General features: G+C 66.3%; 16 protein-coding genes. 12 read left to right on the top strand and 4 right to left on the bottom strand.

Going from position 1 to position 19,813, the window contains the following annotated elements; genetic code table 11:
- Positions 1-13: 13 nt before the first annotated feature.
- The 6 genes from IFT71_RS13705 to IFT71_RS13680 are packed head-to-tail and all read left to right on the top strand — an operon-like array spanning position 14 to position 6,017.
- The gene (locus IFT71_RS13705) at positions 14-1,570 is read left to right on the top strand and encodes a type II and III secretion system protein family protein (protein ID WP_192141544.1); all 1,557 of its coding nucleotides are present in this window, start codon (positions 14-16) and stop codon (positions 1,568-1,570) included.
- 35 nt (positions 1,571-1,605) lie between these two features.
- Entirely contained in the window at positions 1,606-2,241 is a 636-nt protein-coding gene (locus IFT71_RS13700; RefSeq protein ID WP_192141542.1) for a CpaD family pilus assembly protein, read from the top strand.
- Positions 2,241-3,533, top strand: coding sequence for an AAA family ATPase (locus tag IFT71_RS13695; RefSeq protein ID WP_031441589.1), 1,293 nt, complete (start codon positions 2,241-2,243; stop codon positions 3,531-3,533). Before IFT71_RS13700 ends, IFT71_RS13695 begins: the two co-directional genes overlap by 1 nt.
- A 53-nt stretch (positions 3,534-3,586) precedes the next feature.
- Complete coding sequence (locus tag IFT71_RS13690) at positions 3,587-4,558, top strand: type II secretion system F family protein (protein WP_031441588.1); 972 nt, start codon at positions 3,587-3,589, stop codon at positions 4,556-4,558.
- 7 nt (positions 4,559-4,565) lie between these two features.
- Positions 4,566-5,561, top strand: a complete 996-nt coding sequence (locus IFT71_RS13685; protein ID WP_192070668.1) for a type II secretion system F family protein — start codon at positions 4,566-4,568, stop codon at positions 5,559-5,561.
- A 54-nt stretch (positions 5,562-5,615) separates the two neighbouring features.
- Positions 5,616-6,017 carry a hypothetical protein gene (locus IFT71_RS13680; protein ID WP_107930050.1) on the top strand — a complete coding sequence of 134 codons (402 nt, stop codon included), beginning with the start codon at positions 5,616-5,618 and terminating at the stop codon, positions 6,015-6,017.
- 222 nt (positions 6,018-6,239) lie between these two features.
- Here the strand turns inward: IFT71_RS13680 and ppdK are convergent, their stop codons facing one another.
- From ppdK to IFT71_RS13665, 3 genes are all read right to left on the bottom strand, one after another.
- Positions 6,240-8,903: a pyruvate, phosphate dikinase gene (gene ppdK / locus IFT71_RS13675; RefSeq protein ID WP_056406073.1), complete on the bottom strand. Its 2,664-nt coding sequence runs from the start codon at positions 8,901-8,903 to the stop codon at positions 6,240-6,242.
- A 63-nt stretch (positions 8,904-8,966) separates the two neighbouring features.
- Positions 8,967-11,183: a glycine--tRNA ligase subunit beta gene (gene glyS, locus IFT71_RS13670; RefSeq protein WP_192141540.1), complete on the bottom strand. Its 2,217-nt coding sequence runs from the start codon at positions 11,181-11,183 to the stop codon at positions 8,967-8,969.
- A 226-nt stretch (positions 11,184-11,409) separates the two neighbouring features.
- Positions 11,410-12,249 (bottom strand): glycine--tRNA ligase subunit alpha, encoded by an 840-nt coding sequence (locus tag IFT71_RS13665; RefSeq protein ID WP_166746730.1) that lies wholly within the window; start codon positions 12,247-12,249, stop codon positions 11,410-11,412.
- A 188-nt stretch (positions 12,250-12,437) separates the two neighbouring features.
- Here IFT71_RS13665 and IFT71_RS13660 point away from each other — a divergent pair, with 188 nt between their 5' ends.
- The 4 genes from IFT71_RS13660 to IFT71_RS13645 all read left to right on the top strand — a co-directional run bounded on the left by IFT71_RS13660 (position 12,438) and on the right by IFT71_RS13645 (position 15,657).
- Complete coding sequence (locus IFT71_RS13660) at positions 12,438-13,304, top strand: TraB/GumN family protein (RefSeq protein ID WP_192142050.1); 867 nt, start codon at positions 12,438-12,440, stop codon at positions 13,302-13,304.
- Between the two features lie 256 nt (positions 13,305-13,560).
- Positions 13,561-14,259 (top strand): 50S ribosomal protein L25/general stress protein Ctc, encoded by a 699-nt coding sequence (locus tag IFT71_RS13655; RefSeq protein WP_192141538.1) that lies wholly within the window; start codon positions 13,561-13,563, stop codon positions 14,257-14,259.
- A 226-nt stretch (positions 14,260-14,485) separates the two neighbouring features.
- Positions 14,486-15,055 (top strand): aminoacyl-tRNA hydrolase, encoded by a 570-nt coding sequence (gene pth, locus IFT71_RS13650; RefSeq protein WP_192141536.1) that lies wholly within the window; start codon positions 14,486-14,488, stop codon positions 15,053-15,055.
- Positions 15,052-15,657, top strand: coding sequence for a TIGR02466 family protein (locus IFT71_RS13645; RefSeq protein WP_192141534.1), 606 nt, complete (start codon positions 15,052-15,054; stop codon positions 15,655-15,657). Before pth ends, IFT71_RS13645 begins: the two co-directional genes overlap by 4 nt.
- 262 nt (positions 15,658-15,919) lie before the next feature.
- On the opposite strand, the gene IFT71_RS13640 is transcribed toward IFT71_RS13645, so the two are convergent.
- Positions 15,920-16,984 carry an NAD(P)-dependent alcohol dehydrogenase gene (locus tag IFT71_RS13640; RefSeq protein WP_192141532.1) on the bottom strand — a complete coding sequence of 355 codons (1,065 nt, stop codon included), beginning with the start codon at positions 16,982-16,984 and terminating at the stop codon, positions 15,920-15,922.
- Positions 16,985-17,323: 339 nt separating this feature from the next.
- Between IFT71_RS13640 and ychF the strand changes: the two genes are divergently transcribed.
- Both ychF and IFT71_RS13630 read left to right on the top strand, forming a co-directional pair.
- A complete protein-coding gene (gene ychF / locus IFT71_RS13635; RefSeq protein ID WP_192141530.1) occupies positions 17,324-18,421 on the top strand; it encodes a redox-regulated ATPase YchF in 1,098 nt (365 codons plus the stop codon).
- Between the two features lie 72 nt (positions 18,422-18,493).
- Positions 18,494-19,804 (top strand): alkaline phosphatase family protein, encoded by a 1,311-nt coding sequence (locus tag IFT71_RS13630; protein WP_244654932.1) that lies wholly within the window; start codon positions 18,494-18,496, stop codon positions 19,802-19,804.
- Positions 19,805-19,813 lie beyond the last annotated feature (9 nt).

Here is a 19,813-nt window from a genome sequence, read left to right as displayed (position 1 = left end):
GATGCGTACGAGCATGACAGGGATGCGGGCGTCGCTCGGCTGGTCGTTCGCCGCGGTGCTCGCCGCGGCAGGCACCGCGCCCTCCGCGCCGGCCATCGCGCAGGCGCAGGTCTCGGCCGCTCCCGCCGGGCTGGTTCAGGTCAATACCGGGCGTGGCCGGCTGGTGACGCTGTCGCGGCCGATGAGCGACCTCTTCGTCGCCGACGACACGATCGCCGACGTCCAGGTCCGCTCGCCGACCCAGCTCTACATCTTCGGCAAGAAGACCGGCGAGACGACGATATCGGCGACGGCCAAGGGCGGCGCGATCGTCTACAGCTCGACGGTGAGGGTCGGCAACAATCTCGATTCGGTCCAGCAGATGCTCGGGCTGGCGATGCCCGATGCGCAGGTCGTCGCGACGCCGATGAACGGGCTGGTCCTGCTCACCGGCACGGTCGCCGCGCCCGAGGATGCAGCGGAGGCCGAACGGTTGGTCCAGGCGTTCGTCGGCGATGCGACCAAGGTCCTGTCGCGGCTCAAGACCGCGACGCCACTCCAGGTCAACCTGCAGGTCCGCGTCGCCGAGGTTTCGCGCAACTTCGTCAAGACGATCGGCGTCAATATTGCGTCAGTTGATCGGACGGGCGGATTTCAGTTCGGCGTGGCGCAGGGCCGAGCCGGGACGTTCAACCCAGGAGGCCCGCTGGGGGTGGGCTTCAACATAGCTCCTTCCAATGGCAGCCTGCTGGAGAAAGCCACCAGCGGCAGCACCTTGGGGTTTGCCGGCAAACTTCTTGGTCTGGATCTTCTCGGTGCGCTCGATGTCGGTGAGACGACAGGACAGGTCTCCACGCTCGCCAACCCGAACCTCACCGCGCTGTCGGGCGAGACCGGGACGTTCCTCGCGGGCGGCGAAGTGCCGATCCCGATCGCGCAGGCGCTGGGCACGGTGTCGGTCGAGTATAAGCAATATGGCGTCAGCCTCGCCTACACCCCGACCGTGCTCTCGGACGGTCGCATCTCGTTGCGCGTCCGCCCCGAAGTGTCGCAGCTCGATTATTCCAACGCGGTCACGCTGAACGGCACGCGGGTGCCGGGGCTGACGACGCGGCGGACCGAGACGACGGTCGAGCTCGGCTCGGGCCAGAGCATGATGATCAGCGGGCTGCTGTCGAACAACCACAACAACACCTACGACAAGACGCCGGGGCTCGCGAGCCTGCCGATCATCGGTGCGCTGTTCCGGTCGAACAGCTTCCAGCGCAACGAGACCGAGCTGGTGGTGATCATCACCCCCTATCTGGTCAAGCCGGTCAACAATCCGGCCGACATCGCGCTGCCCACCGATGGCTACAAGGCACCGACCGATGCCGGTCGGGTCCTGCTCGGCGATCTCGGCGGCGGAACGACCGGCGGGCGCCGGCCGGTGCCGAGCGTCGCGCCGATGGGCTATGCGAACCCCGCGATCGGCGCTGCCGCCCCGGTCGGCCCCATCCCAATCCGCGACCCGCAGCAGCCGGCCATCCAGACGGGCACCAAGCCGAAGACGAGCAAGGGCGCCGCACCGATGCCCGGCTTCTCCAACTGATTCCGCGCCGCGCCATGTTTCAAGGACTCCGCACGATGACGAAACACCCGATCCTGCTGCTATCGCTCGGATCCGCGCTGCTGCTCGACGGCTGCATGGGAACCGAGAATCGTGGTCTCGAATCGGTCCACCAGCCGGTCGTGAGCCGCGCCAACTATGCGCTCGACCTCGGCACCGCCGGCGGCACGCTGGCGCAGGGCGAGGCGCGGCGGCTGGCGGGATGGATGACAACGATGCGGGTCGGCTATGGCGACCGCGTCGCGATCGACGATCCTGCAGGCGAAGCACCGATGGCGCGCGCCGAGATCGCCGACGTCGTCGCGGGCTATGGCCTGTTGCTGTCCCCCGACACCCCGGTCACGCAGGCGCCGGTCAGCCCCGGCGCGATCCGGATCGTCGTCACGCGGATGCGCGCCGATGTCCCCGGCTGCCCCGACTGGTCGCGCGACGCGAGCATCGACATCGCCAGCCATACCTCGTCCAACTATGGGTGCGCGATGAACCGCAACCTCGCGGCGATGGTCGCGCGGCCCGAGGATCTGGTCCGCGGCTCCGGCGACGCCGAGACCTATGACCCGGCCTCCTCGTTCAAGGCGATCGATGTGTATCGCCGCGCGGTGCCGACCGGCGCAAACAACGCGCTGCGGTCCGAAACCGCAGGGGGCAAGTGATGAACGCACCCTGGAAGCCCGCAGGCATCGCGCACCGCGAACCCTTCGCCGCCTATGTCTGCGACGAGGCGACCGCCGAGGCACTGCGCCCGATCGCGGCCGAACTCGGCTGGTCGGTCGACAAGGTCAGCAAGGGTGGCCTGCGCAACGCGATCCAGTCGCTGTCGGTGTCCGCCAGCCCGCAGATCCTGTTCGTCGACCTCGCTGAATCGGGCGATCCGCTCAACGACATCAACGCGCTCGCCGAAGTGTGCGAGCCCGGCACGGTGGTGATCGCGGCAGGCCAGGTGAACGATGTCCGGCTCTACCGCGATCTCGTCGCCAGCGGGATCCAGGATTATCTGCTCAAGCCGCTGCATCCCGACATGCTGCGCGAGGCGTTCGGCCATGCGCAGGCGATGCTCAGCGCGCCCAAGCATGTCGAACACGCCCCGGCGCGTCCGCAATGCTCGATCGCGATCATCGGCACGCGCGGCGGCGTCGGCGCATCGACGATCGCGACGTCGGTCGCCTGGCTGATCGCGGAGAAGGAACAGCGCGCGACCGCGCTGCTCGATCTCGACGTGCATTTCGGCACCGGCGCGCTGTCGCTCGATCTCGAGCCGGGCCGCGGGCTGACCGATGCGATCGAGAATCCGAGCCGGATCGACGGGCTGTTCATCGAGCGCGCGATGGTCAAGGCGTCGGAGAAGCTGTCGGTGCTGAGCGCGGAGGCGCCGATCAACGCGCCGCTAATGACTGACGGCGCCGCCTTCTACCAGCTGCAGGAGGAGATGTGCGCGGCGTTCGACTGCACCATCGTCGACCTGCCGCGCGGTATGCTGGTCCAGCATCCGCATCTGATCAGCGAGGTCCACCTCGCGGTGCTCGTCACCGACCTGACGCTGGCGGCGGCGCGCGACACGATCCGCCTGCTGTCGTGGATGAAGTCCAACGCGCCGAAGACCCGGGTGCTCGTGCTCGCCAACCGGATGCATGCCGGCGGCCAGCTCGAGATCAGTCGCAAGGATTTCGAGGGCTCGATCGAGCGGCGGATCGATCATGTCGTGGTGTTCGACCAGAAGCTCGCGGCACAGGCCGCCAAGCTCGGCAAGCCGATCGTCGAGGCCGGCAAGACGTCGAAGACGATCGCGCCGATCGTCGCGCTCGTCACCGAACTGATGGTCGCGGTCGATGCCACCGGTACGGAGGCGGCGAGCGCCAAGACGCCTCGCCGGTCGGGCGGCGTCTCGCTGCTCGGCAAGTTCAGCGACCTGAAGGGGCTGATGGCCAAGCGGGCGACCAAGTCGTGACGCCGCGCGGGTCGCGGATGCGCGCCGATCGGGCGCAGAGGGCCTAGGCGGCGATGGACATGCTTCCCGTCATCATGGTCGCGCTGGGCGGCTGCACCGTGCTCGGCCTGCTGGTGTTCGCCTTTGCCGGTCCCTCCACCGGGCGCGCCCAGACACGCCGGGTCGCGTCGCTGCGTCTGCGCCACGGCGATGGCGTTGCCATGCCCGAGGCGCAGATGCGGCGGATCGCGATGGCGGGCGACACGCGGATGGATCTGGCGGTCGGGCGGTTCCTGCCCAACCGTGCCGAGCTTGCCAAGCGGCTGGCGATGACCGGCAAGGACTGGACCGTCGGACAATATGGCATGGCGACCGCGGGGCTGACGCTGGTCGTCGCGTTCCTGATGCTGGTGCGTGGCATGCCGATCTTCCTCGCGCTGTTCGTCGGCCTGTTCGTCGGCATCGGCATCCCGCATCTGGTGGTCGGCAAGGTCCTCAAGCGCCGGGTGGCCAAGTTTACGCAGAAGTTTCCCGACGCGATCGAGTTGCTGGTACGCGGCTTGCGCTCCGGTCTGCCGATCAGCGAGACGATCGGCGTCGTCGGCGCCGAGGTCGATGGTCCGGTCGGCGAGGAATTCCGATCGGTCAGCGACAAGATGAAGATTGGCCGGACGATGGACGTCGCGCTCCAGGAAACCGCGGACCGGCTCGGCACGCCCGAATTCCAGTTCTTCGTCATCACCATCGCGATCCAGCGCGAGACCGGCGGCAATCTGGCCGAGACGCTCGCCAATCTCGCCCACGTATTGCGGATGCGCGCGCAGATGAAGCTGAAGATCAAGGCGATGTCGTCCGAATCCAAGGCGTCGGCCTATATTATCGGCGCGCTGCCGTTCATCGTGTTCGGGCTGATCTGGTTCATCAACGGTACGTACATGCAGAAGTTCTTCATCGACGAACGGCTGATGGTGATCGGCATGGGCGGGCTGTGCTGGATGGCGATCGGGTCGTTCATCATGTCCAAGATGATCAGCTTCGAGATTTAGGAGCAGGATGATGGGTGAGACCGCCGGACCTATGCTGCTCGGATTCGACGTCCTTTGGGTCGCGACGATCCTGTCGGGAATCGCCGCCTTCGCGGTGATGGTGGCGATCTATGCCGCCACCACGGTCAGCGATCCGATGGCCAAGCGGGTCAAGGCGCTCAACGATCGTCGTGAACAGTTGAAAGCGGGCATCACCGCCTCGACCAAGCGCCGTGCCAAGCTCGTGCAGCGCCACGATGCCGCCGACCGTATGCGCGGCTGGCTGTCGTCGATGAAGGTCCTGCAGGACAGCCAGGTCAAGGCGGTCCAGGTCAAGCTGGCGCAGGCGGGGATCCGCTCGAAGGAATGGGCGCCCGCGGTGATCTTCGGCCGGCTCGTCCTGCCGATCGTGATCGGCGGCGCGATGGTCATCTGGGTCTATGGCACGGACGGCTTCGCGACGTGGAGCCCGCTCAAGAAATACGGTCTCGTCGCGGTCAGCTTCATCCTCAGCTACAAGGCCCCCGACCTGTATCTCGACAACAAGATCACCAAGCGCACCGATGCGATCCGCAAGGGCTTGCCCGACGCGCTCGACCTGCTGGTGATCTGCGCGGAGGCGGGGCTGACGATCGATGCGGCGTTCCACCGCGTGGCGCGCGAACTCGGCCGCGCCTATCCCGAACTGGGCGAGGAATTCACGCTGACCGCGATCGAACTGGGCTTCCTGACCGACCGGCGCAGCGCGTTCGAGAATCTCGCCGGCCGTGTGAAGCTCGACGCGGTGAAGGGCGTCGTCACGACGATGGTCCAGACCGAGAAATACGGCACCCCTCTCGCCTCGGCACTCCGCGTGCTGTCGAACGAGTTTCGCAACGAACGGATGATGCGCGCCGAGGAAAAGGCCGCGCGGCTGCCGGCGATCATGACCGTGCCGCTGATCCTGTTCATCCTGCCCGTGCTGTTCGTCGTCATCCTCGGGCCGGCGGCCTGTTCGATCTCGGATGCGTTGCTCAAGAGCTGAGGCAACCCCAGCCGCAGCGGTTCGTTGAGCCCCCGTAACAGGAGGGTTTTCACGATGCCGTTGTTTTCCACACCGACGCAGTTCGCCGCACTGGGGCTGGTCCTGATCGCGGGCTGGCTGCTGGGCCTCGCCAGCCATCCCGGCGGCAAGAAGTGGAAGGCGCGCTATCTTGCCGAGCGCGATGCGCATGGCGCGACCCGTAAGGAGACCGACCTGCGCGCGAGTGCCGCCGAACAGCGTGCGGTCGAGGCCGAGCATGAGAATGCGCGGCTGGTGAAGGCGGCAGCGGCAGCGCCGGTGGCGGCCCCCGTGGCAGCGCCCGTTGCACGGACGACGGCGGCGCCTGTCTCGCGTGATCGGGATGTGGCCTATTCGGACGGCTATGCGACGGGCCGACCGGCCTATGCGAGCGACGGGTCAAAGCGCGGCTGGTTCGACTTCAACCAGCGTCGGTGAGCGTTCGGGGGGGCGTTGTTCCCCCACTCCTCGTTTTCCCGCGAAGGCGGGAGCCCAGTCTGGATCCCCGCCTTCGCGGGGAAACACTCTTTTGCACTACCCCGGCGGAAGCCGGGGCCCAGTTGGGGATGTTTGGTAACTGTGGACGGTCCCTAGTTACTCTCGACATTCCACCTGGGCCCCGGCCTTCGCCGGGGTGGCGTTTATCGGGTGAGTTGGACGTTACTGCTTGTTGAGCGCAGCCTGCGCCGCCGCGAGCCGCGCAATCGGCACGCGGTACGGGCTCGCCGACACGTAATCGAGCCCGACCTTCTCGCAGAACGCGATGCTCGCCGGATCACCGCCATGCTCGCCGCAGATGCCGAGCTTGATGCCCGAGCGCGTCTTGCGGCCACGCTCTGCGGCGATCTCGATCAGTTCGCCGACACCCTCGACGTCGATGCTGACGAACGGGTCCTTCGCATAGATGCCCTGTTCGACATAGGCGCCGAGGAACCGCGCCGCGTCGTCCCGGCTGACGCCCAGAGTCGTCTGCGTCAGGTCGTTGGTGCCGAACGAGAAGAACTCGCCGACTTCCGCGATCTCCCCTGCCCGCAGTGCGGCGCGGGGCAGCTCGATCATCGTGCCGACCAGATATTCGATCGTCCGGCCCTTGTCGGCGAACACCGCCTGCGCCGCCTTGTCGACGACCGCCTTCATCAGCTCCAGCTCGCGGCGGGTCGCCACCAGCGGGATCATGACCTCGGGGATCGGGGCCGCGCCAGACTTCTCCGCGACGTCGACCGCCGCCTCAAAGATCGCACGCGCCTGCATCTCGTAGATTTCGGGATAGGTCACGCCGAGACGACAGCCGCGATGGCCGAGCATCGGGTTGAACTCGTGCAGCTCGGCCGCGCGACGCTTCAGCGTGTCGACGTCGATCCCCGCCGCGGTCGCGACCTCGGCGAACTCGGACTCCTCGTGCGGCAGGAATTCGTGGAGCGGCGGATCGAGCAGGCGGATCGTCACCGGCAGCCCGGCCATCACCTCGAGGATCTCGGTGAAGTCCTTGCGCTGTTCGGGCAGCAGCTTCTCGAGCGCGGCGCGGCGGCCCTTCTCGTCGCTCGCCAAGATCATCTGGCGGACGTTGGTGATGCGGCTGCTCTCGAAGAACATGTGCTCGGTGCGGCACAGCCCGACGCCTTCCGCGCCGAACTCGCGCGCGACCCGGCAATCCTCGGGCGTCTCGGCATTGGCGCGGACCTTGAGGCGACGAACCTCGTCCGCCCAGGTCATCAGCGTGCCGAAATCACCCGACAGCTCGGGCTGCACGGTCGCGACCGCGCCGATCATCACCTCGCCGGTGCTGCCGTCGATCGTGAGCAGGTCGCCCTCCTTCACCTCGCGGCCGCCGCAGCGCATGATCTTCGCCTTGGTGTCGATCGACAGCGTCCCCGCGCCCGAGACGCACGGGCGCCCCATGCCGCGTGCGACGACCGCCGCATGGCTGGTCATCCCGCCGCGTGCGGTCAGGATGCCGCGCGCGGCGTGCATCCCATGAATGTCGTCGGGCGAGGTTTCGGTCCGGACGAGGATCACCGCGACGCCGTCGGCGGCCTTCTTCTCCGCCGCATCCGCATCGAACACCACCGCGCCCGAGGCCGCGCCCGGCGAGGCGGGAAGCCCTTTGGTCAGCACGTCGCGCTTGGCATTGGGATCGAGCGTCGGGTGAAGGAGCTGGTCGAGCGCCATCGGCTCGACGCGCAGGATCGCTTCCTCGCGCGTGATCAGGCCCTCATTCGCCATGTCGACCGCGATCTTGAGCGCGGCCTTGGCGGTGCGCTTGCCCGCGCGCGTCTGGAGCATCCAGAGCTTGGTCTTCTCGACCGTGAACTCGATGTCCTGCATGTCGCGGTAATGGTTTTCGAGCGTGTCGAACACGCCCGCGAGCTGGCCGTACACCTCGGGCATCGCCTCTTCCATCGAGGCGGCCTTGGCGCCGGCGTCCTCGCGCGCGACCTTGGTCAGATATTGCGGGGTGCGGATGCCCGCGACGACGTCCTCGCCCTGCGCATTGATCAGGAACTCGCCGTAATAGGCGCGGTCGCCCTTCGACGGATCGCGCGTGAACGCGACGCCGGTCGCCGACGTGTCGCCCATGTTGCCGAACACCATCGCCTGGATGTTGACCGCGGTGCCCCAGCTGGCGGGAATGTCGTTGAGCCGGCGATAGACCTTCGCCCGCTCCGACTGCCACGAACCGAACACCGCGCCGACCGCGCCCCAGAGCTGGTCGTGGACGTCCTGCGGGAAGGGCTTGCCCCAGAGCTTTTCGACGAGGCCCTTATATTCGGTCACCAGCGCGCGCAGGTCGTCCGCGCTCAGCTCGGTGTCGAGCGTGAAGCCCTGATCTTCCTTGGCGATCTCGAGCGCTTCCTCGAACGCGCCGTGATCGAGCTCGAGGACGACGTCGGCGTACATCTGGATGAAGCGGCGATAGCTGTCCCAGGCGAAGCGCGCGTCCTCGGACTTGGCGGCAAGGCCCTCGACCGTCTCGTCGTTGAGCCCGAGGTTGAGGACGGTGTCCATCATTCCCGGCATCGAGGCGCGGGCACCCGAGCGGACCGAAACGAGCAGCGGGTCGGCGGCGTCGCCGAACATCTTGCCGGTCACGCCCTCGATATGCGCGAGGCCGGTGGCGACCTCGTCGCGCAGGCCCTGCGGGAACTGGCCGCCCTCGTCATAATAGACCGCGCAGAAATCGGTCGAGATCGTGAAGCCCGGCGGCACCGGCAGGCCGATCGACGCCATCTCGGCGAGGTTCGCGCCTTTGCCACCGAGCAGGTTCTTGTCGCCCTTGCCGCCGTCCGAAACACCGCCGCCGAAACGGTACACATATTGGGTCATCGCAGGTCCTCTAGGTGTTGTTGCGCGCAAGGCGGCAGAGATTGTCTTTGCAAGCGGGGCGGGTCAGCCCTCGATCTTCGAAAAGTCCGCGACGTTGTGCACTGCGGCGCGAATACGCTCAAGTAGCGCGAGACGGGCGGAGCGCTTGGCGGGATCGGCATCGTTGACGATAACGCTATCAAAGAATGCATCGATCGGCGCCCGCAGCGACGCGAGCGCGGCCATCGCCGCGGCGAAATCTTCGGCCGCGATTGCTGCAGTTGCGCGGGGTTCGGCGGCGTCTAGCGCAGACTGGAGCGCGGTCTCTGCGGGTTCGGGCGCATACTGCTCCCTCTCCCCTGCGCGGAGAGGGGGAGTAGAGGGGGCTTCCTTCTTCAGAATATTGGCCGCGCGCTTGTAGCCGGCGAGCAGGTTCTTCCCATCCTCGGTCGATATAAAATTCGCGAGCGCTTTGGCCCGCGCTTCGACCCGATCAATGCGGTCGTCGCTTCCAGTGCCCCAACCGGTGGAAGCTTGGACATAGTCATAGCGGATGCCGGCTTCACGCAGCTGAACGCCGAGACGATCATGCAGAAAGTCGGAGAGTACTATACCGAGCGCAGCATTCTCTTCCCCAGACCAAGCGCGAGCTGCCGCGTCGATCTTGAACTTGAGATTGGCCGTTTGAATCGTCCGCAAGACACCCAGAGCTGCCCTTCGCAAAGCGAACGGGTCCTTCGAGCCAGTTGGAAACAGCTCGACGGCAAAGAACGAGAATAGCGTATCCAGCTTGTCCGCCAGGCTGACCGCGACCGTCACCGGGTCAGTCGGGACGTCATCGCCCTGCCCGACCGGCTTGTAATGATCGCGGATCGCGGCGGCGACGGCGGGGTGCTCGCCTTGGGCTGCGGCGTAGTAGCCGCCCATCAGGCCCTGCAATTCGGGGAACTCGCCGACCATGCCGGTTACGAGATCCGCCTTGGCGAGACGCGCGGCGCGTTCGGCGAGGGTGGCGAGTTCCGCCCGGGCCTCGGGCGTTTCTTCTGTTCCCCGGCGGAGGCCGGGGTCCAGGTGGGAAGCCTGTTGTGACGGCGCGCCGGCCTCAGCCAAGGCGCCGTTCCCAACTGGGCCCCGGCCTTCGCCGGGGAACAAAGAGGTAGCGGAGGACGAACTCGTACCCCCGACGATACCCTCTTCGACCAACCAGCGTGCGAGCTTGGCGACGCGGTCGACCTTGTCCGCCACCGTACCGAGCTTTTCGTGGAAGACGATCTTCTCGAGCTTCCCCGCCTGCTCTTCGAGCGGCACCTTCAGGTCGGTGTCGTAGAAGAATTTCGCATCCGACAGACGAGCGGCGAGGACCTTGCGGTTGCCCTCGACTATCTTCGCGCCGCCGTCGTGCGCGGCGATGTTAGCGGTACAGACGAACGCGTTCGCCAGCGTCCCGTCGGCGCTGCGGCACACGAAATATTTCTGGTTCACGCGCGCGGTAAGCTGGATCACCTCGGGCGGCACGTCGAGAAACGCCGGATCGAACCGGCCGAGCAGCGGGATCGGCCATTCGGTGAGCCCGGCATTCTCGGCGACGAGGCCCTCGTCCTCGATCAGTTCGAGCCCGGCCTGCATCGCAGCCTCGCGCGCGTGATCGCGGATCAGCGTCGCGCGCTCGTCCTGGTCGACGATGACGTGGCAGGCGCGCAGCTTCTCGACATAGTCGTGTGCGCCGCCGATCGTGATCTGGTACGGATGGTGGAAGCGATGGCCGAGCGTGGCGGCGCCGCTTGCGATGCCGGCGATCTCGAACGGCACGATCTCTTCGCCGAGCAGCGCGACGATGCCCTGCAGCGGGCGGACCCATCGCAGCGATTCGGTGCTGGCGGACGCATCGCCCCAGCGCATCGACTTGGGCCAGGGAAACGCGCGGACGATCGCGGGGATCGTCTCGGCAAGCACGTCCGCGGTGGCGCGGCCGGGCTTTTCGGTGACCGCGAAGAACGTGCCGCCGCGATCGACCAGTTGCTCGCGCGTGAGACCGGTCTTGCGCAGGAACCCTTCGAACGCCTGCGGGGGGGCCGACGTCTTGGGGCCCTTCACCTCTTCAGACACCGCAGCAGTCTCGATCGGCAGATCGCGCGCGATCAGCGCCAGGCGGCGTGGCGTCGCGTAGGTGACGATGGCGCTGGTGGCGATGCCGGCCTTGGCGAGCTCGGCGCTGAACAGCCTGGCGAGATCATCCCGCGCCTTCGCCTGCATCCGTGCGGGAACTTCTTCGGAGCGGAGTTCTAGGAGAAAATCGGTCATTTGGATTCGCACGCGAAGAAGGGAGAATTTTGTTCACGCGGAGACGCGGAGACGCGGAGCAGAAGGGGAGAAGAAAGGTTTGGGGCGCTGCGCGCGGCTGTTCGACGCCGTAGGCGTCTCTCACCATGCTGGATCGTGGGCGCTAGACCGCAGAAGCGCGACACGTCGCCGACCCTCTTCTCCGCGGCTCCGCGTCTCCGCGTGAACCCATCTTCTACCACGCGTATCACGCCGCCCATCCGTGTTTGTCCATCCAGGCGGCGCAGGCGCCTTTCGCCAAGTCGCGGACGCGGCCCATATAGGCCTGGCGTTCGGCGACCGAGATCACCCCGCGCGCCTGCAGCAGGTTGAAGATGTGGCTGGCCTTGATCGCCTGCTCATAGGCCGGGATCGGCAGCTTGTGGCTCAAGCTGTTCTCGCATTCGGCGACGTGCTTGCGGAACTGGTCGAACAGCGAGTCCGTGTCGGCGACCTCGAAGTTCCACTTCGACATCTCCTGCTCGTTTTCCAGGAACACCTCGCCATAGGTCACCCCGGCGTCGTTGAACGCGAGGTCGTAGACGCTGTCCTTGTCCTGGATATACATCGCGAGCCGCTCGAGCCCGTAGGTCAGCTCGCCCGCGACGGGCTTCATGTCGAAGCCGCCCATCTGCTGGAAATAGGTGAACTGGGTCACCTCCATGCCGTCGCACCAGACCTCCCAGCCGAGCCCCCACGCGCCGAGCGTCGGGCTTTCCCAGTCGTCCTCGACGAAGCGGATGTCGTGCTTCAGCATGTCGATGCCGATCGCAGCGAGCGAGCCCAGATACAGCTCCTGGAGGTTCGCAGGGCTCGGCTTCAGGATCACCTGATACTGGTAATAATGCTGGAGCCGGTTCGGATTTTCGCCATAGCGGCCATCCGTGGGACGGCGACAGGGCTGGACGAACGCGGCATTCCACGGTTTCGGCCCGAGCGCGCGCAGCGTCGTGGCGGTGTGGAACGTGCCCGCGCCCATTTCCATGTCATAGGGCTGCAGGATCAGGCACCCGTGATCGCTCCAATAGTCATGGAGCGTGAGGATCATGCGCTGGAAGCTAAGAGGCTTTTTCGGGGGCTGGGTCACGCGCGGGCTTTGGCGGATGGGGGTGCGCGAGGCAAGTGGTGCGTTGCGATCGCGCATCCTACATGGGGCCGACCAACGATGAGGATGCCCTGGCCTTGAAGCTGTTTTCGAAGATCGTCTCGTTCCGTTCGGCACTGTCCGCGATCGCGATGGCGTTCGCCCTCCCCGCCTGCGCGCAGGTCGCACCCAAGCCCGCGCAGACGGCGAACGATGCCGATCCCGCCTTGTGGGTGGTGAAGGACAAGGACACGACGATCTACCTGTTCGGGACGATCCACGTGCTCAAACCCGGCATGACGTGGTTCGACGAGGCGGTGAAGACCGCGTTCGACCGCTCGCAGCAGGTCGTGCTCGAGCTGGTGATGCCCGATCCCGCCAAGATGCAGACCCTGGTCATGGCGACCGGCGTGACGAAGGACGGGCCGACGTTGACCGAGCAGATCCCGGCGGACAAGCGCGCCGCCTATGCCAAGGCGGTGACCGATCTCGGGCTGCCGGCGAACGCGTTCGACCGGTTCCGCCCGTGGCTCGCGGCGACCAACCTGTCGATCGCGCCACTGTCGAAGCTTGGCTATGATGCGGCGAACGGGCCCGAGCAGGTGATCACTGCCGCGGCCAAGGCGGCGGGCAAGCCGGTGACGGGCCTGGAGACCGCGGAGCAGCAGCTGGGCTATTTCGGCGGGCTGTCGCAACAGGCGCAGCTGCAGTTCCTCGGCAGCACGATCGACGAACTGCCCAAGCTCGAGACGACGATGGCGACGATGGTCGACGAATGGGCGAAGGGCGATCCCGAGGCGCTCGCACGCGAAATGAATGAAAGCCTCAAGGATTCGCCCGAGGTGGCGAAGGTGCTGCTGGTGGATCGCAATGCGCGCTGGGCGGAGTGGGTCGCGAATCGCATGAAGTCGCCGGGGACGGTGTTCGTCGCGGTCGGCGCCGGCCATCTGGCGGGGCAGGACAGCGTTCAGGCGCAACTGGCGAAGCTAGGCATGAAGGCAGAGCGAGTTACGTATTGAGCGACTTACCCTCTCCCCTCGGGGGAGAGGGAGGGAGGAGCCGTAGGCGACGGAAGGGTGAGGGCACGCGTCTGTGGCAGACCGTGCCCTCACCCTCCCACACGCAAGTGCGTGCGGGCCCCTCCCTCTCCCCCGCGGGGGAGAGGGAGAATATTGCGTTTGCGCTCTTCTTCCGCTATGCGCCCGCGCTTCCGGTCCATGGTCATCCCTGGAGGCGTGGGCGGGAAGAACAACAAACGAGTTTCGGAGAATATCGATGAGCGACCAGTTGACGCTCGCAGCCGAGACGCGTGACCGGGTTGGCAAGGGAGCCTCCCGGGCGCTGCGTCGTGATGGCCGCGTGCCTGCCGTGATCTACGGCCTGAACAAGGAACCCACCTCGGTTCACCTCGAGGAAAAGGCGCTGATGAAGGCGCTGATGACCGGCCACTTCATGAATTCGGTCGTGATGGTCAACGGCGTGCGCACGCTGCCGAAGGACGTTGCGTTCCACCCGGTCACGGATCGCCCAATCCATGTCGACTTCCTGCGCATCGGCGAGCATTCGACCGTCACCGTCGCGGTGCCGATCGTGTTCACCGACGAGGACGACGCACCGGGCATCAAGAAGGGCAAGGGCGTCCTCAACATCACGCGCCATGAGGTCGAGCTGGTCGTCGACGCATCGGACATCCCGAGCGAGATCTCGATTTCGCTAGCCGGCATGGAAATCGGTGATTCGATTCACATCAGCGACGTGACGCTGCCCAAGGGCGCGACGCCCGCGATCGACGACCGCGACTTCGCGATCGCCACGATCGTGCCGCCGACCGTCCCGACCGTCGAGGACGAAGAGCTCGAGGCTGAAGTCGCCGAGGCGCAGGCTGCTGAGGCTGCTTCGGACGAAGAGCCCGTGGTCGAGCCGAACGACGACAACAACGACGACGACAAGATCACGCCGCAGAAGAAGGACTAATCTCCTTCGTCTTCGGACGATCTGGCGGGCGGGAAAGCTAGGGCTTTCCCGCCCGTTTCGTTTTGCAAGCCATTCCGCCCACCCAGAAAACCGTCATCCCCGCGCAGGCGGGGATCCAGACCCTCGGACCTTCCTATGGAATCGAGAGGTTTGCCACTATGGGTTCCCGCCTCCGCGGGAATGACGATTTGGGGCGCGGGCAACGATCGTTTTTGGAGAATAGCACGTGCAGATCTGGGCGGGACTCGGCAATCCGGGGGCGCAATATGCGATGCACCGGCACAATGTCGGGTTCATGGTCGCCGACGCGATCGCCGCGGTGTACGGCTTCGGCGCGGTCAAGAAGCAGTTCCAAGGCTGGACCCAGGAGGGCCGGATCGGCACGCAGAAGATCCTGCTGCTGAAGCCCGCGACCTTCATGAACGAGAGCGGCCGCGCGATCGGCGAGGCGCTGCGCTTCTACAAGCTGGACGTCGACGCACTGACGGTGTTCCACGACGAGCTCGACATCGCCCCCTTCCGCGTCAAGGTGAAGACCGGCGGCGGGACCGCGGGGCATAACGGGCTGCGATCGACCGACCAGCATCTGGGCCCCGATTTCCGTCGCGTGCGGCTCGGGATCGGGCATCCGGGGCACAAGGACCGCGTCACCGGCTATGTGCTCGGCAATTACGCCAAGACCGAGATCGAGCCGCTGTCCGACATGCTCGGCGCGATCGCCGCGGAGGCGGCATGGCTGGCGGCGGGCGACGACGTCCGCTTCATGAACGACGTCGCTGTGAGGATGCAACCATGACCACCCGCTCGCTGTTCGCCACGCGCTTCTACGAGGCCGATCTCGGCGACGATGATCTGGTCGAGGAGCTGGAGGACGCCTCGCGCGAACTGGCCAAGGAGGACCGCGCCGGGATCGGCTGGTCCAAGGCGCATGGCTATCGCGGGTACACGTCCTACGCCTCGCTGAACGACCTGCCGCTGCGCGACCCGCGCTTCGGCGATCTGGTGCGGCTGCTCAACAAGCATGTCGCCGCGTTCGCCAGGGACTGCGCGTTCGATCTGGGCGGGCGGAAGCTGAAGCTCGACAGCCTGTGGGTGAACGTCCTGAAGCCGGGCGGCGCGCATTCTGGGCATATCCACCCGCACAGCGTCGTGTCGGGGACGATGTACGTGACGATTCCGGAAGGGGCCGGCGCGCTGAAGCTGGAGGATCCGCGGCTGCCGATGATGATGGCCGCGCCGACCCGGCTCGACGACGCGCCGGAGGATCTGCGGACGTTCGTCTATGCGGTGCCGAAGCCGGGCAGCGTGTTCCTGTGGGAGAGCTGGCTGCGTCACGAGGTCGTGCCCAATGTCGCCAAGGGCGAGCGGATCAGCATCAGTTTCAATTATCGGTGGTGATCGGGGCGGCTGAGACAGTTCGGCAGGCAAAGCACCACCCCGGCGAAGGCCGGGGCCCAATTAAGGAACGTCGCTAACGAAGGATTGCCCTTCATCAGATTGGCCTTCCCATTTGGGCCCCGGCCTTCGCCGGGGTGGTGGTGTTGCCGTATCTTTCCCCTCCCCTTCAGGGGAGGGTTGGGGTGAAGCTTAGCCACAAATGATGACCCTTACGGCAATGCCCCACCCCGCCCCTCCCTTGAAGGGGAGGGAGTAGAAGTGGTTACGCCGTCTTCATCGACGCCATGTCGATGACGAAGCGGTACTTCACGTCGCTCTTGACCATGCGGTCATAGGCCGGCTCGATCTCGTCCATCTTGATCATCTCGATGTCCGAGACCAGCCCGTGCTCGTTGCAGAAATCGAGCATTTCCTGGGTCTCCGCGATCCCGCCGATCAGCGAGCCTGCCAGCTGGCGACGGCGGAAGATCAGGTTGCCGACCGACGGCGACGGGTGCGGCTCGGCAGGCACGCCGACCAGGGTCATCGTGCCGTCGCGCTTGAGCAGCTCGAGGAACGGGTCGAGATTGTGCGGCGCAGCAACGGTGTTGAGGATGAAGTCGAAGCTGTTCGCATGCTCCGCCATCGCATCGGCGTCCTTCGACACGATCAGGTCCTTGGCACCGAGACGCTTGGCATCGTCGCGCTTGTTCGGCGAGGTCGAGAAGACATAGACCTCGGCGCCCATCGCGTTGGCGATCTTGACGCCCATGTGACCGAGACCGCCGAGACCGACGATGCCGACCTTCTGGCCGGGGCCGACCTTCCAGTGCTTCAGCGGCGAATAGGTCGTGATCCCGGCGCAGAGCAGCGGCGCGACCGCGGCGAGATCGGCCTCGGGATGCGAGACCTTCAGCACGAAGCCCTCGTCGACAACGATATGGTCCGAATAGCCGCCGAAGGTGTGACCGCCGAGCACGGGATCGGGGCCGTTATACGTGCCGACGAACCCGGTCGTCTCGCAATATTGCTCCTCGCCGTCGGTGCAGGACGGGCACTGGCCGCAGCTGTCGACCATGCAGCCGACGCCGGCGATGTCGCCGACCTTGAACTTGGTGACGTCGTCACCAACCGCGGTGACGCGGCCGACGATCTCATGGCCCGGAACGCACGGATACAGTGTGCCTTCCCACTCGCCCTTGGCGGTGTGGAGGTCCGAATGGCAGACGCCGCAGAATGCGATGTCGATCGCGACGTCGGTCTTGCCCGGCGCGCGGCGTTCGAAGCTGAACGGTGCGAGCGGCGTCTCGGGCGACTGGGCGGCGTAGCCCTTGGCGGTGGTGGTCATGCTATTCCTAATTCTGACTGGCAGAGCGCGATATACGCACGGGACTCGCAATATCTACCGAGCGGTACGATAATTTTGCTGCATTGCGGCAATCGTTTAGGTCGATCAGTAGAACGTTGAAATCAGCGACCACCCCGGCGAAGGCCGGGGCCCAGTTGGAAAGGTGGCAGTAACGGCGTGCCGACCTCAATAAGCGACGTCCCCCAACTGGGCCCCGGCCTTCGCCGGGGTGGGAGAGATAAGGGGAGTCGCGCTCGGTCATGTGCGTAGGCGTCCTTGCTGGCGTTCCTTCTCGCCCTGCCCTAAAGCGCCCGCACAATCTTATACCAAGGGCATATCATGGGTTTTCGCTGCGGCATCGTGGGGCTGCCGAACGTTGGCAAGTCCACCCTCTTCAACGCGCTGACGCAGACGGCCGCGGCGCAGGCGGCGAACTATCCGTTCTGCACCATCGAGCCGAACGTCGGCAATGTCGGCGTGCCCGACAAGCGGCTCGACGCGCTGGCAAAGATCGCCGGCTCGCAGAAGATCATCGAGACCCAGCTCGGCTTCGTCGACATCGCCGGCCTCGTGCGCGGAGCGTCGAAGGGCGAAGGGCTCGGCAACCAGTTCCTCGGCAACATCCGTGAGGTCGACGCGATCGTCCACGTGCTGCGCTGTTTCGAGAATGGCGACGTGACTCACGTCGACAACAAGGTCGACCCGATCGCCGATGCCGAGACCGTCGAGACCGAGCTGATGCTGAGCGATCTCGAAAGCCTGGAGAAGCGCGTCCCCAACCTCGCCAAGAAGGGCATGCAGGGCGACAAGGAGGCCAAGATCGGCGCCGCCGTGCTCGGCCAGGCGCTCGAGCTGCTCCGCGAGGGCAAGCCCGCACGGCTGACGGTGCCCAAGGACGAGGACGAGGCGCGCGTGTTCGCACAGGCGCAGCTGCTGACCGCCAAGCCCGTCCTGTACGTCTGCAATGTCGACGAGGGCGATGCCGCGAACGGGAATGCGCTGTCGGCGCGCGTGTTCGAGAAGGCTGCGGCCGAGGGCGCCGAGGCGGTCGTCGTGTCGGCGGCGATCGAGGCCGAGATCGCGACGATGCCCGTCGAGGATCGTGGCGAATTCCTGGGCGAGCTGGGGCTGGAAGAGACCGGCCTCGCTCGCGTCATCACCGCAGGGTACAAGCTGCTCCACCTGCTGACCTTCTTCACGGTCGGCCCGAAGGAGGCACGCGCCTGGACCGTCCATGCGGGCGCGACCGCGCCGCAGGCGGCAGGCGAGATCCACGGCGATTTCGAAAAGGGCTTCATCCGCGCCGAGACGATCGCGTTCGACGACTTCATCGCGCTCGGCGGCGAATCCAAGGCGCGCGAGGCGGGCAAGCTGCGCGCCGAGGGCAAGGCCTATGTCGTCCATGACGGCGACGTGATGCACTTCCTGCACAGCTGATCCCCATATTGTAACGGCCCCTGTGCGCAGGTCGTGCGCCGGGGGCCATGCGTACCGAGCAGGACATACGGCATGACACGAGCGACGTTTTCGGCACTGGCGCTCATGCTCGCGGGCTGCGCCTATCCCCATACGCCGCCTGCCCTCGCGCCGGTGACTCAGGCTGCCCCCGCTACCGCCACCGCCGCTCCTCAGGGCGCGCCGCCGCTGGCGGTCCGGGCACCGGTGACGATCCTCGTGTCGATCGATGGCTTCCGCCCCGACTATCTCGACCGGGGCGTCACGCCGAACCTGAACAGGTTGCGCGCCGGCGGCGTCTTTGCGGCGATGCGACCGTCCTTCCCGAGCGTCACCTTCCCCAATCACTGGACCCTGGTGACCGGGCTCAGACCCGATCGCAGCGGCGTCGTCGGCAACACGATGGAGGATCCCGCGCGGCCCGGTGAGAAATTCACCATGGCGAGCGACGATCCCTTCTGGTGGAGCCAAAGCTCGCCAATCTGGGTCGACGCCGAAAAAGCGGGAATCCGCACCGCAACGATGTTCTGGCCGGGCGCCAATGTCGCGGTCGGCGGTACGCCGAAACCCAACAGCCACGGCGCGATCGACGGCGGCACCCGGCCGCAGGACTGGCAGCAGTTCAACCAGCAGATCAGCGCCACGCAGCGCGTCAACGCGGTGCTCGACTGGATGCGGCGACCGGCCACGATCCGGCCAAAGCTGGTGACGCTGTATTTCGATACCGTCGACGTGGCCGCGCACGACAATGGCCCCGACTCCCCCCTGACCACGCAGGCAGCCGCCGAGGTGGATGGCAGCATCGGCAGCCTCGTCGACGGGCTCGCGACGCTCGGCCAGCCGGCCAATCTGGTCATCGTGTCGGATCACGGCATGGCGGCGACCAGCAGCACGCGCGTCGTCGCGATGGACCGGATCGCGGCACCGGCCGACTATCGCCTTGTCGAGACGGGCGCCTATGCGACGATGTTCGCGGTCCCCGGGCATGAGGCCGCACTCGAGGCCAGACTGCTGCGCAAGCACGACCACCTGCAATGCTGGCGCAAGGCGGAGATCCCGGCGCGGTTCCATTATGGCCGCAATCCGCGCGTCCCGAGCTATCTGTGCCTCGCCGATGTCGGCTGGCGCGTCGATCGGACGACGCCCACCAAGGTCTCGGCCGGCGGCTCGCACGGCTATGACAATGCCGCCCCCGAAATGCGCGCGCTGTTCATCGCCAACGGTCCTGCGTTCATCGGTGGCAAGACCATCGCGAGCTTCGACAATGTCGCGGTCGAGCCACTGCTCCGCGACCTGATCGGGCTGCCCGCGGAACCGGGGCTGGACGGCAACGACGCGCCCTTCCAAAAGGTGCTGCGACGATAGGAGGAGCAG

Origin of the sequence: Sphingomonas sp. CFBP 13733, from assembly GCF_014841795.1 — a bacterium.
Classification (GTDB): domain Bacteria; phylum Pseudomonadota; class Alphaproteobacteria; order Sphingomonadales; family Sphingomonadaceae; genus Sphingomonas; species Sphingomonas aerolata.
The sequence above is the reverse complement of the archived record's forward strand: the minus strand, read 5'-3'. Positions and strand labels throughout refer to the sequence as shown.